The organism is Anaerobium acetethylicum (genome assembly GCF_900096945.1).
Lineage (GTDB): Bacteria > Bacillota > Clostridia > Lachnospirales > Lachnospiraceae > Anaerobium > Anaerobium acetethylicum.
In genome coordinates, this window is record NZ_FMKA01000004.1 from 55,890 (window position 1) to 71,995 (window position 16,106).

The window sequence follows — 16,106 nt, forward strand, 5'->3', positions numbered from 1 at the left end:
ATGCCGCTTTCTCCGTAAACCCCTCACTCTGCCATCAGCCGGCTTATGGTTGCCTCCACTACCTTTTTCTTGTCAAAGGCGTTCTCTATGTGACACCTGCCCTTTTCCCCGATGTGCATCCTTTCGTCACGGGAAAGCCTCAGGAAATCCTCCATCTTCTCATACAGGTCCCTGCTGTCCTTCACCCTGACCAGGTAGCCTGTCTCGCCGTCTATGACGGCTTCCCTGCACCCCGGAATGTCGCTGGTGATCAGCGGCCTGCCCATGGCTGCACACTCCAGGAGGGTGTTGGCCATGCCCTCATGATAGGATGGAAGCACGAAGCAGTCGGCCTGCCTGATGAATGGCCTGACATCGGCCTGGAAGCCATAATACCTGATGCATCCCTTGTCCTCCAGCGCTTCTACCCTCTGCCTGTAATCCTCCTCGAAGGTCCCCAGGATGTCAAAGACCACATCCCCGTACTTTTCCATGATCCGCTCCGCCGCTTCAAACAGCTCGTCCACACCCTTTTCCTTCATGATTCTTCCCATGAAGAGGAAATGGGTCTCACCGGCATGGCAGGGCGGTCCGCAGAACTGGAATTCTTCCAGGTTCACGCCTGCACCGTTGAGCCTGCAGGCCTTTTCTTCTCCCACGATCTTTTTGTCTATGAAAACCTGCCGGTTCTCCTCGTTTTCAAAAAATATGGTCTTTGCATGTTTTCCGGCTATCCTGTAGAGGAACACCACCAGGTCCTTCAGCAGCCCGTCCTTCTGGAAGGCTGTTCCAAGCCCGGTTACATTCATGGCATAGGGCACCTTTTTTATCCGCCCGGCAATCCCTCCGTAGAGATTGGGCTTGATGGTATAGGTTACCAGAAGATCCGGCCTGATTTCGTCCACGATCTTCATATAATGCCGCAGAAGCCTGAAATCCCTGACGGGATTGATTCCCCTTCTGTCCAGATCCGCATCTATGAACCGGCATCCCATATCTGTCAGGGACTTTATATAGGGTCCGTCCGGCAGGGCTATGAAAACCTGGTCTCCCTGGTCTATCATTTCCTGAATCAGTTCCTTCCTGAATTTATAAAGCCCGGAATCCAGATTTGTCAGTATCAGAATCTTCTTCATGTCAACCCCTGCCTTTCCATCTGAAGGGGCGAACTCCCTTCCAATGAATGTATCGTTACTGTCCGCATCATGAACAGCAACGCTTTACCCCCTGTATTCCGGGAAAAATGACGTCTTCAGCTCCCTTTGCCCGTTGCATGTCCTGATGTCCATGCACCTTTGATAGCATTCCTGGTCAAATATCTTTTTCCCGATATAGAAGGTATAGTTGGAATTCCGGTTGAAGGAGCTCTTGAATCTGTAGAGGCTGTCTTCCCCGCCTCCAAGCCCGCCTCCCATATGAAGGGTCTTCATGCCGTTCCTGCATCCCCATACGGCCATTTCATGGACCATCAAGGATACGGGTTCCAGATCCTGGTATTCCCGCAGGGACGTCATCAGGTGGCAGTGCATCTTTTTATTGACAAATAGCACGATGGACATGGCGACGATCTTATCCTGATAAACGCTGTAGAACATCAGGGAATTGTACCGGCAGTCGTTCAGTATGCTGTCATAAAACTCTTTTTTGAAATAGTAATACGGGTCGGCATTGTCCTTGTCCATGGTCTTGTTGTACATCTCCATAAAATAGCCCATAAGCTTTTCGCTGAGCCCCCAGTATACCTGTATTCCGTTGGTCCGGGCCTTCCTGATCCTGTTCCTTTTCTTGCTTTCTATATTGTCCCAGATCAGGGATTCCGAATCCAGAGCCAGGCCGATGGTCTTCCCCTTGTCCAGGATGTCGTACATCTGGTCCAGCTTCTTATGGTTTTCAAGAATGGGATGGAATCTCACGAACTCGCTTACGATCTTCTTCTCCCTGCAGAGCCTGATGTATTCTTTATCGAGAAGCCTGATCTCTTCTTCTGATGTATTTCCCTCCAGGAGGAACCCGCCGTATCCATAGGGGGTCGCGATGTCATAGCATTCCCGGGGCTTCAGCACGTCGCAGAGCTCACTGCATGCCCAAAGCTCCCTGAGCATGACCACGTTGATTCCCTTTAGCCTGCCGTTGTTGTAGTAGAACAGACAGGGGTTTCCATCGCCGTGGAGCATAAATGCCTTTACATAGCCGCTGAAATAATAGATATCATGGTTTTTGAATGACCTTACCGTATCATCCCATATATCGCTCTCCTCTATGGAAATCATCTTTATATTCTGCATCTTCTCAACCCCTCTTGAATTTCTTCAAAACCTCAGCAAAATACACCATCTCCTCGTCGCCATATCTCTGGTCGCACACGAGGGACAGTTCCATCTCATAAAGCCCAAGAGCTTTTTCCGAATCGAACCTGTGGTATCCGGTCAGAGGCCAGTGCTGGGGGCAGTATATGCCCTTCTCGATCAGGTAGCGGCTCAGCTGCTTTCTCGTTTCGCTTTCTGCCAGGACCGGAAGGAACAGGGGACAGTCGTTTTCACGGATCTCCCCGAACAGAGGCCTGATTCCATCCAGCTCCCTGACGGCCTCCAGCAGGATGCCTGCATTCCGTCTCCTGCGTTCTGCCATCTTTTCCGTATCCGTATTGGCAAAGATGGACCTGGATTCCCGGTCCGCCCCGTAATTTTTGTAGTCCTTGTCCAGTATGGCCGTTGCTTCGCCATACAGCTTCAGATATGCCTCTTTTTCTCCCCTGGCGTCTTCTATAAAGGCCTGTTTTGCCCTTGCAGCCGCTTCCCGCTTCTCCACGTATTCGTGGTTGACGGCTTCCGGTTCTTCCAGACAGAAGGCCCCTGTATGCTTCCTTGCTGTTGCCAGCCCAGGCAGGTACATCCATTTTCGCAGGCTTGAAAAGCTGTAGTCCGGCTGGACTTCCATCCTGCTGCCCGTGAAGCAGGAATGGGTGGTGTCTTCGATGACGGCTCCCGCCTTCCGAAGCTTCTCATTCTGAAGCTTCTCCTTGTGCTGCTCTTCCTTGTGCTGCTCTTCTTTATGCAGCTCTTCCCCGGCAGCCGCCTGGCCGAATCCGAAATAGGTCATGACCAGGATGCCGTCATCACCGCCCAGGTCGGGATATTCCTGCACCAGATGTCCGCCTTCCACGTACACCGGATAAAATTTGATGCCGGCCCTGTTCTCCATAAAGGGAATCACCATCCACTCGCAGCAGTAGGTGGGAAGGTAGAACCTTTTGATATGCCTGTACCGTTCATCCTGCTTCATGTCCCGGAGTATGAAGTCAAGGGCCGTCCTTCCGGACAGCAGGCAGAAGGAATCAGGTGCAGAATGCATCTCTGCGCTTCCATCCTGCTTTATTCTCCAGAACTCACTTCCGATCTCCCTCATCATGCCACCTCCCCGATTCTTTCCTGTACAGGTCGAAATCCACATTGACCCCTTCGCCGCGTACAAGGATGTTGCTTCTCTTAAGCACTTTCAAAGCCGTCTGCAGGATGATCTTCATGTCCATCAGAAAGGACATGTTCTCTATGTATTTGAGGTCGTATGCAAACCGCTGGTCCCAGTCGATGAGGTTCCTTCCGCTGACCTGGGCAAGGCCCGTAAGACCCGACCTGACGTCATGCCTGCGCTTCTCGTCTTCTGTGTAATAGGGCAGATATTTGAGCAGGAGAGGCCTCGGCCCGACAATGCTCATGTCTCCCTTCAGTATATTGAGGATTTCAGGAATTTCGTCAAGGCTTGTGTTTCTCAGAAAGTATCCTAATTTTGTTATCCTCCTGTCGTCAGGCAGGAGCTCGCCCTTTTCATCCCTCTGATCCGTCATGGTCCTGAACTTATAAAGCCGGAACTCCTTCTCTCCCATTCCAAGCCTCTTCTGCCTGAAGAATACTGGGCTTCCCATATCCACCCTGACAAGGGCTGCCACCACCAGGAGCACCGGGCTCAGCAGGATGATTGCAGCTGCCGACAGCAGGATGTCAAAAGGTCTTTTTCCGAACCGGCTGTATATGCCGTCCTTGCCTTTCCAGATGGATTTTCCGATTTTATTTTGTTTTGCAGGTTGTTCTGTACCTGGTTTTACATGCGGTTCTGTATCTTGTTTTACATATGACTCTGTACCTGGTTTTACATATGATTCTGTACCTGTTTTCATATTTATCTCCACACCCCTTTTATGATGCCGGCGACCCTGTCCATCTGCTCTCCGGTCATCTTCGTATCGCTTGGCAGGCAGACGCCGTTCTCAAACAGCTGTTCCGCCACATGGCTTCCTACGAAGTCATAGCTGCGGAAGAAGGGCTGCATGTGGAGCGGCTTCCATACGGGCCTGGACTCGATGTTCTCCTTCTCGAGGGCTGTCATGATATCCAGGGGCCTTACCTTTCCACGGAGGGTAATGCAGCTCAGCCAGCAGTTCGGCTCATCCCAGTCATTTTGAGGCATGAAGCCTACGCCTTCAAGTCCTCCCAGTTCCTTCCGGTAAAACTCACAGATCGCTTTCTTCTTCGCGACCCTTTCCTCCAGGACCCTGAGCTGCCCCCTGCCGATTCCTGCGACGACGTTGCTCATCTTATAGTTATATCCAAGCTCCTCATGCTGATAATGTCTGGCCGGCTCCCTGCTCTGGGTCGCCCAGAACTTCACCTTTGCGATCCGCTCCTGGTCGTCCGACACCAGCATCCCGCCTCCGGAACTGGTTATGATCTTATTTCCGTTAAAGCTGAATATCCCGTAGTCTCCTATGCTCCCCGTGTATCTTCCCTTGTACAGGGATCCCAGGGATTCCGCCGCATCCTCGATCATCACGGCATTGTGTCTCCTGCAGATCTCTCCGATCCTGTCCATATCTGCGGAAAGGCCGAATATGTGGACCACGATCACGGCTTTTACATTCCTGTGGGTCTGGAAGGCCCTCTCCAGGGCTTCCGGGTCCATGTTCCAGGTCTCGTAGTCGCTGTCTATGAAGACAGGCACTGCATTCTGATAGATGATGGGATTTACGGTTCCTGCGAAGGTCAGGCTCGAGCAGAAGACGATGTCCCCGCTTCCCACTCCGGCCGCCTTCAGGGCCATATGGATGGCTGCCGTGCCGGAAGTCAGCGCAGCCGCATATTTCACGCCTGTCTTTTCCGACATCTCTTTTTCAAATTCGTCCACGTTCTTTCCAAGCGGCGCGATCCAGTTGGATTCGAATGCCTCGTGGACATACTGAAGCTCATAACCCTCATCGCTCATATGAGGCGACGATAAAAAGATTCTCTCTCCCATATCCATACCCCCCTTGTGGCCATCAGGATTCCATGCTGTGCAGGCAGATCTGCCTGCCATGGCCTCTGATGCCCGGCTAATACTGTCCGTAGTATTTTCCGTAATATTTTCCATAGATTCCCTTGTCTTTGTGCTCCACCTTGTTCAGCACGGCCCCAAGAATCCTGCAGTTGCTCTTTTCGAGCTGCTCCACGATCTTCTGGGCAAATTTGTAGCTGATGGCATTGGATTCGATGACGAGCACGGCTCCGTCGCTCTGTCCGGCGATTACCGCCGCATCGATGACCCTTCCCAAAGGAGGCGTATCGATTATGATATAGTCATACATCTCCCTGAATTCCGCTATCATGCTCTGGTATCTGCTGTTTCCAAGCAGCTCTGCCGGATTTGGCGGAACCTGGCCTGAAAATATGACTTGCATATTCTCCGCACTTGTAGTGCAAATTATGGAATCCAGGCTTTCCTGGCCCGACAGATAATGGGAGAGCCCTTTTAAGGACGTCTCCACTTTGTAGCGTCCTACCAGCACGGATTTCCTCAGGTCTGCATCTATGAACATGACTTTTTTCCCTGCCTCAGCCATAGAAACAGCCAGCCTAAAGGAGATTTCCGTCTTTCCTTCATTGGGCGTGCAGCTGGTAATGGCAATCACCTTGATATCGCTGCCGCAAAACAGGATATTGGTCCGCAGCCCCTTATATGCTTCATTACTTAGATAATCCATCTTCCGGTCGATATCTATCTTCACGTTCTGCATAGCCATCCTGTCCTTTCTCATATCGGGCGTCTTTGACTCTGGTATATTTCTCCTTGCTATACTTGTCCTTGATTTTTTTCGTCTTCCTGTCATGCTTCTCTTCCTCTTCCGCTATTGGAATCAATCCCAGAATGCTCAGATTCAGATACTCTTCAATATCGTTCTCATTCTTGATTGAGTCATCAAACATGTAGACCAGCAGGATGACAAAGCACGAAAGAACGATGCCTGCCATTCCGCCTATGGCCACGTTCATAAGGACATTAGGGCTCACCGCATAAATAGGAAAATTCCCTTCTTCCACCGTCTTAACCTTTTCAATGTCCATGATCGCAGCGATTCTTGCAGCGGATACATCAGCCAGGGCATCGGCAATACTTTTTGCCATTTCCGGATCCTTGTTTCTGACTGTGATCTGCAGGATGCGCGTATCCGGCAGTTCACTTACCGATACCATCTGCAGCACTTCCTCAACACCGTAGGACAGACCCAGCTTATGGATCACCTTTTCTATAACGGGCCGGCTCTGCACCATGACCTGGTAGTCCTTGGTCAGCTGGGCCGAGGTCTGAAGGTCGCTGAAGGTGGTCGTGGCTGTGTCCTCCCGGTTCAGCACATAGATCTTTGTGCTGGATTCATACACCGGATCGATCATGACCTTGGTGAAAATGTACATGAATAGCGCCATACCCACGGCTGCGAGCATGATGATCCAAAATTTTTCAAAGAGTATGAAAAACAGCTGCTTCAAATCGTAATTGTCCTCTGTCTTCTTTTTCTTCTCTCGCTCCATATCTCTCCCCCATTTATACAGAGTCGTCGCAGCGATTCAGCCCTCACGGCCAAAAGTTACAAGTCATCCTCTAATATTTTTCCCGGGTTGTCGATCAATAATGTTCTTACGTAGTCTTCTCCGTATTTCTTCTCTATTTTTCTGATGCACCTGTCCAGTTTCGGAGGCCTTGATTCTATGCCGTGGGCATCCGTAGCGACATAATGGACCAGATCCTCCCTCATCAGCCTGTTTACGAAAAGCTGTTTGAACAAGCCTCCCCCACCGCTGATGCTGGACGCATTGATCTGGATGCAGAAGCCCATTCTGACCAGCTCACGCAGATTGCGGATATCGTTCCTCAGGCAGCTGTATCTTTCCGCATGGGCCAAAACCGGACGATATCCCGCAAGGAGCAGCGCATGCAATCCTCCTTTTATCTGACGGTATTCCTCGCCAGGTGAAAATTCAATCAGAACGTATCTGCTTCCTCCAAGAGTAAGCAGCCTTTCGACTTCCAGTTTTTCCAGAACGCTTCCACTGTAATAGATTTCATTTCCAAGTGATACTGTTACGGGAATATCCGCTTCCCTGAGTGCCTCCACCACTTGTCCAAGTGCCTCCATGAGCTCTTCTACAGATCTTCCATACTGTCCCTGCCTGTAATGGGGCGTTGCTATCATATGGGTAATGCCTTCCGCATATGCGGCCCTTATGATAGCAACAGACCCCTCAATCCCTTTGGGACCATCATCCACGCCCGGCAGAATGTGGCTGTGTATGTCTATAAATCCATTCATGCCATCACCTTCCGCTTCAGCTGTCCCTGTGGTCGACATACAGTTTTTTCTTTGATGAAACCGTAATGGCTGACGCTCCGATGGCCGCGCCTACAAGGCATACCGTCAGAGCCTTATTCAGATCGATTCCATCCTCATACTTTTCGCTTGCCGATACTCTGGTGTCCGATGCGCCGTGTGCCAGTTCTGTATCCATATCTGTAGCCAGAAGTTCCTGATCTAATGTAGTTATAATGCCGTCCTTTTCTAATTCGTCCTGCGCCTGGTTGATGTACTCGTGAGGTATCTGAGATGAGATGCTGATTAGAGATGCATCTGCTTCCAAAAATTCTGGAATCCCTTTTTCCATTTTCTTTTCATCTAACCCTTTTACTGCAAATGCATCAGCATAACATAACGAACCCACAAGCATCACCAACAGCATTGTTAACATTTTCCGTTTTTTCATGTCAATTCCTCCCGAAAGTGTCAATAATCCCGTTACTGTATACTTATAGTCTATATATGAATGTTAGCACAATTCACTATTTTGTCAATTGTTTTTTGATTATTAGATTTTTTGCTTTGAATTTGCTGTTTTATTGCGGTGTCTGTAACTATGAAGGACTACCTCCTTCATAGTTACGTGTCTTTTTAATATTGTACCCTATCATATATTCAATCACGTCCACCAGATTCTCATCCTTATTCTCCACCACATGGCGCAGATGCTCGATTTTCCGTTCGAATTCCGGATCATATTCCGCTGGCTTGGCCACGAAGATCTTTGAAATATGGGTCGCGGTCAGCCCTTCCTCGGAAAGAAGGAGCTCTTCATAAAGCTTCTCTCCCGGACGCAGTCCCGTGAAGGTGATCATGATGTCCTTGTTCGGTTCATAGCCAGACAGCCTTATGAGGCTTGTGGCCAGATCCACGATCTTTACTGGTTTTCCCATGTCCAGGATGAAGATCTCGCCTCCCTTTGCCAGGGCTCCCGCCCGGATCACCAGCTTCGAGGCTTCCGGAATCGTCATGAAATACCGTATGATGTCCGGATGGGTGACGGTAACCGGGCCGCCCTGTTCGATCTGCTTCTTGAACAGCGGGATGACGCTTCCGTTGCTTCCCAGGACGTTGCCGAATCTGACGGCGGCGAATTTCGTGCTGCTTATGCTGCTGTAGTTCTGGATGATCAGCTCGGCTATGCGTTTTGTGGCCCCCATGATGTTCGTGGGGTTTACCGCCTTGTCAGTGGATATGAGGGTCATGCTTTCGACTCCGAATTCATGGGCCGTCCTGACTACGTTCAGGGTTCCGAACACGTTGTTCTTGAATGCCTCGTAAGGGCTTTCTTCCATCAGGGGCACATGCTTATGGGCCGCAGCATGGAACACGATCTGAGGGCTGTAGTCCCGGAATACGGATTCGAGCCTCTCTTTTTCCCTTACGGAACCGATCAGGGTCACCAGATCCAGGGAAGCCCCATAGGCCATCTTCAGTTCCTGCTGCAGGTTGTAGGCATTGTTTTCGTAGATGTCGAATATGATCAGCCTGCCGACTCCGAGCTTTGCAATCTGCCTGCAGATTTCCGAGCCGATGGAACCTCCCCCTCCGGTAACCAGCACTGTCTTGCCTTTTATATACTGGAACACTTCCGCATCGTTGAGGGAAATCTCCTCCCTGCCAAGGAGGTCGTAGATACTGACCTCTTTTACAGTCTTCATGGATACGTCCCCGTCTATGAGCTCATGGAGGGGCGGCGTCCGCTTGACCTTTTTCCCTGTCTGCATGCATATTTCTGCAATTTCCTTCTTCTCTTCAAGTGACGCGGAAGGGATGGCTATGATGATCTCATCCACCCTGTATTCTTCCACCAGCTTTGGAATCTCATGGCGGTCTCCCCTGACCCTGACGCTGTTCAGGCTGCTTCCGACCTTGTCCTTGTCGTCATCGACTACGACTACCGGGATATGTTTGCTTTTTGTTTCCATCATTTCCCTGATCAGGATGTCCCCGGTAGCTCCCGCGCCGATGATCATGACTCTTACACGGGGGCACTCGATGGTGTCCTCCCCGCCCTCTTCGTAGAGCTTGCTGCCAAGGAGCCTGTACAGCACCCTGATCATGACCGTTGACAGGAAGCAGGTCATCCAGCCGATCAGGTAGATTGAGACCGGCAGCTGCCAGCTGAGCAGATAGCCCCAGACTGCCGTCAGGACCGATGCCGCCACATTGCCGTAAAACACCTTCAGGAAGTCGCTGATTCCGGCATAGCCCCAAAGCCTGGTATAGAGCCCGAAGCCTATGAATGCCAATACATAGGTGGACAGTATCATGGGCATCTTATCTGCCAGCATATTTACATAATAGCTCGGAACACTTCCGTCAAACCGCAGGAAGAGTGCCGCAAAATATGCGACTGCGATAATCGATATGTCGACCAGCAAGAGACGCAATACTTTTTTGCATATGGCGGAAGCACCTCTCTTCAATGCTTCTAAAAACCTGTTTATCCATTTCCTTTTCATCCCTACACACCCCCATCTGACTCGTCAGCTCAGTCTTCATTTGAAATTCCACGAAGTCCTTAAATAGACAAAAAATCCGCGCCCAGAAACAAACGAAATATTCGGAAATATTCACCTTTGCATGGATGCGGATTTTTTTAGTATATGATTTGTCGGTATTATGTTGGTATTATGTCGATGTTATTTTGTGGTTGATACCTACGGATTGTTCCGCACTCTGTGCTCCCACAATCCTAAAAACATTCTTACTCAGGCATTTCGACTCTGATTTTATCAAGATGCCAGATCTCATCTATATATTCCTGTATGGTTCTGTCAGACGAGAATTTGCCGGCTCCTGCTATATTGAGTATGGAGCTTCTTGCCCAGCCTTCTTCGTTCCTGTAAGCCCATTCAACCCTCTTCTGGGCTTCGGCATAGGCCTTGAAATCCTTCAGAATGAAGTATGTATCCGGCCTGCCACAGTTCCTGCTGTTCAAAAGGGAATCGTAAAGATCCCTGAACAGTTCCGGATCGCGCGGCGAATAGTAGCCGTTTATGAGCTGCATCAGGACTTTCCTGATATCCTGGTCATTATTGAAGATGTCCATCGGATTGTAGCCGCCCTGGTTTTCAAACCTGATTACCTCGTCTGCGGAAAGGCCGAAGATAAATGCATGTTCCTCGCCTACTTCCTCGACAATTTCCACGTTGGCGCCGTCCATGGTTCCAAGTGTAAGCGCACCGTTCAGCATGAACTTCATGTTTCCTGTTCCCGAAGCTTCCTTGCTGGCAGTGGATATCTGCTCGCTCACGTCGCTGGCTGCAAAAATCATTTCCGCGTTGCTTACGCGGTAGTTCTCTATGAATACGACCTTGATCCTGCCTCCGATGTTTTTGTCGTTGTTGATGACATCTGCCACGGCATTGATGAGCTTGATGGTAAGCTTTGCGGTCCTGTAGCCTGCCGCCGCCTTAGCCCCGAATATAAAGGTCCTTGGATAGAACTCCATGTCCGGATGCTCCTTCAGCTGGTTGTACAGATGCATGACGTGCAGGATGTTGAGGAGCTGCCTCTTGTACTCATGAAGCCTCTTGACCTGAACGTCGAAGATGGAACGGGGATCGACCTCGATTCCGTTGTGCTCGCGTATGTATTTTGCAAGCCTGAGCTTGTTCTGGTATTTGATGTTCATGACTTCCTGCTGGGCCTTTTTGTCGTCTGCATAGATCGCCAGCTTCCTGATCTGGGACAGATCCGTGATCCAGTCGTTGCCGATATGATCAGTGACCCAGTCTGCAAGCATGGGATTTCCATGGAGAAGGAAGCGCCTCTGGGTGATGCCGTTTGTCTTGTTGTTGAATTTCTGAGGCATCATTTCGTAGAAGTCCTTCAGTTCCTGGTTCTTCAGGATCTCCGTATGGAGCCTTGCAACGCCGTTTACTGAAAATCCAGATACGATTGCAAGATGGGCCATCTTGACCTGTCCGTCATAGATGATGGCCATCTTCTTGACCTTTTCCTGATTGCAGGGATATCTTCTGTCGACTTCAATCAGGAATCTCCTGTTGATTTCCTCGACGATCTGGTATATTCTCGGCAGAAGCCTCGAAAACAGCTCGATCGGCCATTTCTCAAGCGCCTCTGACATGATTGTATGGTTGGTATAGGCGCATGCCCTGGTCGTAATGTCCCATGCCTCGTTCCATGTAAGCCCTTCCTCGTCCATAAGGATACGCATGAGTTCCGGAATCGCTACGGTAGGATGGGTGTCGTTCAGCTGGAACACCACTTTTTCCGGAAGCCTGTGGATGTCGTCGTGCTTCTCCTTGAATTTCGCAACCGCTCTCTGCAGGCTGGCTGAAATAAAGAAATACTGCTGTTTCAGACGCAGCTCTTTTCCTGCATTGTGGTTGTCGTTGGGGTAAAGCACCTCCACGATGGTCTGCGCGAGGTTCTGCTGTTCTACTGCCTTGTTGTAATCGCCTTTGTCGAAGGAATCGAGCTGGAAGGTATTGATCGCCTCCGCATCCCAGATCCTCAGGGCGTTCACCACATTGTTTCCATATCCCACAATCGGGATGTCGTAAGGGATTGCATTCACGGACTGGTAGTTCTCCTGAATGAACTTTTCCCTTCCCTGGCAGTCCCGCTCAACGCGGATGGTTCCGCCGAACCTTATTTCTGTCGCATATTCCGGTCGCTTCATTTCAAAAGGATTTCCGTTTTTCAGCCACATGTCCGGCACTTCCAGCTGATAACCGTTCTCAATCTTCTGTTCGAACATGCCGTAACGGTATCTGATTCCGCAGCCGTATGCCGGATATCCCATCGTAGACAGGGAATCCAGGAAGCAGGCTGCGAGACGTCCGAGTCCGCCGTTTCCAAGTGCCGGATCCGGCTCCTCGTCCTCTATGGAATTCAGGTCGAAGCCCAGTTCATCCATTGCCTCCTTCACTTCCGTGAAAGCCCGTTCATTGATCAGGCTGTTTCCCAATGCCCTTCCCATCAGGAATTCCATGGACAGGTAATAGACGGTCTTCGGATCCTGTTTTTCGATCTGTTTCTGCGTTGCCATCCACTGGTCAATAATGACGTCCTTTACGGCATAAGATACTGCCTGGAAAATCTGCTGCTTCGTCGCATCTTCTATGGTCTTGCGGTAAAGAATCTTCAGATTGTCTTTTACCTCTTTCTTGAATGATTCTTTTTCAAAAGCTTTGTTATACATAGGCAACCCCTCCATTTTTCCTGGCAATCTAGAGTCTCTCAACACCGAGCGTTACTATCTCCCCATTGATATTCCATTCTTTCGCAAATCCTCTGATCTCGCCCAAAACGATATCCCGGGCCAGTACCTCTGATTTGATTTCTTCTGTATGGTCTTTGAAGGTTCCGGCAATTTTTTCATTTGCAGCCTGGTAGACAACGATCTTGTCTGTCACTTCAAATCCTGCTTCTTTTCTCATGGTCTGGATCTTGCTGATCAGTTCCCTTACAAAGCCTTCTTCGATCAGTTCAGGAGTCAGGTTGGTATCCAGCACGACCGTGATTCCGCCGTAGCTGTCTGATACATAGCCTTCCATCTGGGCCGTTTCGATCAGGAGATCTTCTTTTGAAAGTTCAACCTCCACATCTCCGACTGTGAATTTCAGGAATCCTGTTTCATTCAGCTCGTCCATTGCCTTGTTTCCATCAAGTTCCGCAAGGGTCTGACGGATGCCGTTAAGCTGTTTTCCGTATTTCGGGCCAACAGTCTTGAGCTGCGGCTTGAAGCTGTATGAGGTGAAGTCCCTAACGTCGTCGGCGAAGGTGACAGCCTTTACGTTGAGCTCTTCCCGGATGATTTCCCTGTAGAATTCTGAAAGTTCAAAATCCGCCTTGATGAACATGTTGCCGATCGGCTGTCTGTTCTTGATATTTGCTGTGTTTCTGCAAGCACGGCCTAAAACGACTGTTTCAAGGACTGCTTCCATGTTCTTTTCAAGTTCTGCATCGATCCAGGCTTCATTTGCAACCGGGAAGTCGCACAGATGAATGCTTTCCGGTGCTGAAGGATCGATATTTACAACAAGGTTTCTGTAGATGTCTTCTGTCATGAACGGGATCATAGGAGCCGCCACTTTTGCAACTGTGACAAGGGCCGTGTATAAGGTCATGTAGGCATTGATCTTGTCCTGAGGCATTTCTTTCGCCCAGAAACGTTCCCTGCTTCTTCTTACGTACCAGTTGCTCATGTCATCTACGAATTCCTGGAGCGCTCTGGCAGTTTCGGTGATCTTGTAGTTCTCTAAATTGGTATCGACTGTTTTCACCAGTGTATTGAGTTTTGAAAGGAGCCATTTATCCATTACCGGAAGCTTGTCGTATTCCAGCTCGTATTTTGTCGCATCGAATCCGTCGATTTCCGCATAGAGCACGAAGAATGCGTAGGTGTTCCAGAGGGTTCCCATGAATTTACGCTGTCCTTCCACAACGGCTTTTCCGTGGAAACGGTTCGGCAGCCATGGTGCGCTGTTTGCGTAGAAATACCAGCGGATTGCATCTGCGCCGTATTCCTGGAGCGCATCGAATGGATCCACCGCATTTCCTTTTGATTTGGACATCTTCTGTCCGTTTTCATCCTGCACGTGTCCTAATACGATAACGTTTTTGAAGGGCGCTTCATCAAAAATCAGGGTTGAGATCGCAAGGAGGGAGTAGAACCAGCCCCTTGTCTGGTCAACAGCTTCACTGATGAAGTCTGCCGGGAAATTGTCTTTGAAGATCTCTTCATTTTCAAATGGGAAGTGCCACTGCGCGAAAGGCATCGATCCTGAATCGAACCAGCAGTCTATTACTTCTTCCACCCTGTCCATCTGCTTTCCACAGAGCGGGCACGGAATGGTGACTGCATCGATGTATGGCCTGTGGAGTTCGATGTCGTCAGGACAGTTTGAAGAAAGGCTCTTCAGCTCTTCGATGCTTCCGATTGCGTGCCTGTGTCCGCATTCGCATTCCCAGATATTTAAAGGGGTTCCCCAGTAACGGTTACGGCTGATGCCCCAGTCCTGTACGTTTTCAAGCCAGTCGCCGAATCTTCCTTTACCGATCGTTTCCGGAATCCAGTTGATCGTGTTGTTGTTCTTGATGAGGTCTTCTTTTACAGCCGTCATCTTGATGAACCAGGAGTCCCTTGCATAGTAGATCAGCGGCGTATCGCATCTCCAGCAGTGCGGATAGCTGTGTTCGAAATCAGGTGCTGAGAATAAAAGTCCTCTTTCCTTCAGGTCCTTTAAGATCGGCTTGTCGCCGTCCTTGCAGAACATGCCTGCCCATGGCGTTACTTCCGGTGTAAACTCGCCTTTTGAATCAACGAGCTGCACGAAAGGAAGATCATATTCCCTTCCTACATTGGCATCGTCTTCACCGAATGCAGGCGCGATATGTACCACGCCGGTACCGTCCGATAGTGTTACGTAGTTGTCGCAAGTCACATAGAATGCCTTTTTGTCCGGTTTTGCAAACGGGAATAACGGTTCGTATTCCTTGTATTCAAGATCCTGTCCCACATAAGTCTCTAAAACTGTGTATTCGCCTTCTCCAAGCACGGTGTCGGCAAGTTCTTCTGCAAGGTAGTAGACCTCGTCGCTGTAGCTTACTTTTACATATGCTTCGTTTGGATTTACGCAGAGGGCAACGTTTGAAGGAAGGGTCCACGGTGTAGTGGTCCATGCTAAAATGTATTCATTTTCTGCACCTTTTACTTTGAACTTCGCAATTGCTGATTTCTCTTTTACGTCTTTGTAGCCCTGGGCAACTTCGTGGCTTGAGAGAGGGGTTCCGCATCTCGGGCAGTAAGGAACGATCTTGTAGCCTTTGTATAAGAGTCCTCTTTCCCAGATCTGCTTCAGCGCCCACCATTCTGATTCGATGAAGTTGTTGTCATAGGTTACATATGGGTCGTCCATGTCTGCCCAGAAACCGACTGTTGCAGAGAAGTCTTCCCACATTCCTTTGTATTTCCACACGCTTTCCTTACATTTATCGATAAAAGGCTCCAGACCGTATTCCTCGATCTGCTCTTTTCCGTCAAGGCCAAGAAGCTTTTCAACTTCAAGCTCTACAGGGAGTCCGTGGGTATCCCAGCCGGCTTTCCTTAACACTTTGTAGCCCTTCATGGTTCTGTATCTTGGAATCATATCCTTGATGACACGGGTAAGCACGTGTCCGATATGAGGTTTTCCGTTAGCCGTCGGCGGTCCGTCATAAAATGTATAGGTTTCGCCTTCCATGCGTGTTTCAATACTCTTTTCGAAGATTTTATTCTCTTCCCAGTATTTTTGTGTGTTCTTTTCTCTCTCAACGAAGTTGAGGTTGGTCGATACTTTATTGTACACTTCTTTTCCTCCTCGGGCGCTGCCGATTTCTGACAATTCATGCCCTGTTCTGTATTTTTTGTTAAATTATGCATGGGTTAGTATTATTATATAGCTAATTGAGAATAATGTAAACAAAAAGACCCCCGTCCTGTACAGGACGA

The 16,106-nt window shown here is 49.5% G+C and carries 12 protein-coding genes; all 12 read right to left on the reverse strand.

From position 1 onward, the window contains the following. Positions 1–23: 23 nt before the first annotated feature. Positions 24–1,115, reverse strand: coding sequence for a glycosyltransferase family 4 protein (locus tag BJR36_RS05570; RefSeq protein WP_091231319.1), 1,092 nt, complete (start codon positions 1,113–1,115; stop codon positions 24–26). An 84-nt stretch (positions 1,116–1,199) separates the two neighbouring features. After that, complete coding sequence (locus BJR36_RS05575) at positions 1,200–2,264, reverse strand: GNAT family N-acetyltransferase (RefSeq protein WP_091231322.1); 1,065 nt, start codon at positions 2,262–2,264, stop codon at positions 1,200–1,202. Positions 2,265–2,268: 4 nt separating this feature from the next. After that, positions 2,269–3,384, reverse strand: a complete 1,116-nt coding sequence (locus BJR36_RS05580; RefSeq protein WP_091231324.1) for an aspartate aminotransferase family protein — start codon at positions 3,382–3,384, stop codon at positions 2,269–2,271. Continuing rightward, positions 3,365–4,153 carry a sugar transferase gene (locus BJR36_RS05585; RefSeq protein WP_091231327.1) on the reverse strand — a complete coding sequence of 263 codons (789 nt, stop codon included), beginning with the start codon at positions 4,151–4,153 and terminating at the stop codon, positions 3,365–3,367. Before BJR36_RS05585 ends, BJR36_RS05580 begins: the two co-directional genes overlap by 20 nt. Positions 4,154–4,155: 2 nt before the next feature. Continuing rightward, positions 4,156–5,382, reverse strand: a complete 1,227-nt coding sequence (locus BJR36_RS05590; protein WP_330387824.1) for a DegT/DnrJ/EryC1/StrS family aminotransferase — start codon at positions 5,380–5,382, stop codon at positions 4,156–4,158. After that, positions 5,345–6,025: a polysaccharide biosynthesis tyrosine autokinase gene (locus BJR36_RS05595; protein ID WP_091231712.1), complete on the reverse strand. Its 681-nt coding sequence runs from the start codon at positions 6,023–6,025 to the stop codon at positions 5,345–5,347. The genes BJR36_RS05590 and BJR36_RS05595 overlap by 38 nt, the downstream gene beginning before the upstream one ends. Further along, positions 5,976–6,818 (reverse strand): YveK family protein, encoded by an 843-nt coding sequence (locus tag BJR36_RS05600; RefSeq protein ID WP_091231329.1) that lies wholly within the window; start codon positions 6,816–6,818, stop codon positions 5,976–5,978. Before BJR36_RS05600 ends, BJR36_RS05595 begins: the two co-directional genes overlap by 50 nt. A 56-nt stretch (positions 6,819–6,874) precedes the next feature. After that, positions 6,875–7,636: a CpsB/CapC family capsule biosynthesis tyrosine phosphatase gene (locus BJR36_RS05605; RefSeq protein ID WP_091231332.1), complete on the reverse strand. Its 762-nt coding sequence runs from the start codon at positions 7,634–7,636 to the stop codon at positions 6,875–6,877. Continuing rightward, entirely contained in the window at positions 7,614–8,045 is a 432-nt protein-coding gene (locus tag BJR36_RS05610) for a hypothetical protein (protein ID WP_091231334.1), read from the reverse strand. Before BJR36_RS05610 ends, BJR36_RS05605 begins: the two co-directional genes overlap by 23 nt. Before the next feature lie 148 nt (positions 8,046–8,193). Continuing rightward, complete coding sequence (locus BJR36_RS05615) at positions 8,194–10,104, reverse strand: polysaccharide biosynthesis protein (RefSeq protein WP_091231337.1); 1,911 nt, start codon at positions 10,102–10,104, stop codon at positions 8,194–8,196. Positions 10,105–10,349: 245 nt separating this feature from the next. Continuing rightward, entirely contained in the window at positions 10,350–12,815 is a 2,466-nt protein-coding gene (locus tag BJR36_RS05620; protein ID WP_091231340.1) for a glycogen/starch/alpha-glucan phosphorylase, read from the reverse strand. A gap of 28 nt (positions 12,816–12,843) precedes the next feature. Continuing rightward, a complete protein-coding gene (gene ileS, locus BJR36_RS05625; protein ID WP_091231342.1) occupies positions 12,844–15,963 on the reverse strand; it encodes an isoleucine--tRNA ligase in 3,120 nt (1,039 codons plus the stop codon). Positions 15,964–16,106: the final 143 nt, after the last annotated feature.

Excerpts from the sequence above, each read along its gene's own strand:
- BJR36_RS05570 (WP_091231319.1), bottom strand. The coding sequence starts at position 1,115 with ATGAAGAAGATTCTGATACTGACAAATCTGGATTCCGGGCTTTATAAA.
- BJR36_RS05575 (WP_091231322.1), bottom strand. The coding sequence starts at position 2,264 with ATGCAGAATATAAAGATGATTTCCATAGAGGAGAGCGATATATGGGAT.
- BJR36_RS05580 (WP_091231324.1), bottom strand. The coding sequence starts at position 3,384 with ATGAGGGAGATCGGAAGTGAGTTCTGGAGAATAAAGCAGGATGGAAGC.
- BJR36_RS05585 (WP_091231327.1), bottom strand. The coding sequence starts at position 4,153 with ATGAAAACAGGTACAGAATCATATGTAAAACCAGGTACAGAGTCATAT.
- BJR36_RS05590 (WP_330387824.1), bottom strand. The coding sequence starts at position 5,382 with ATGGAAAATATTACGGAAAATACTACGGACAGTATTAGCCGGGCATCA.
- BJR36_RS05595 (WP_091231712.1), bottom strand. The coding sequence starts at position 6,025 with ATGCAGAACGTGAAGATAGATATCGACCGGAAGATGGATTATCTAAGT.
- BJR36_RS05600 (WP_091231329.1), bottom strand. The coding sequence starts at position 6,818 with ATGGAGCGAGAGAAGAAAAAGAAGACAGAGGACAATTACGATTTGAAG.
- BJR36_RS05605 (WP_091231332.1), bottom strand. The coding sequence starts at position 7,636 with ATGTCGACCACAGGGACAGCTGAAGCGGAAGGTGATGGCATGAATGGA.
- BJR36_RS05610 (WP_091231334.1), bottom strand. The coding sequence starts at position 8,045 with ATGAAAAAACGGAAAATGTTAACAATGCTGTTGGTGATGCTTGTGGGT.
- BJR36_RS05615 (WP_091231337.1), bottom strand. The coding sequence starts at position 10,104 with ATGAAAAGGAAATGGATAAACAGGTTTTTAGAAGCATTGAAGAGAGGT.
- BJR36_RS05620 (WP_091231340.1), bottom strand. The coding sequence starts at position 12,815 with ATGTATAACAAAGCTTTTGAAAAAGAATCATTCAAGAAAGAGGTAAAA.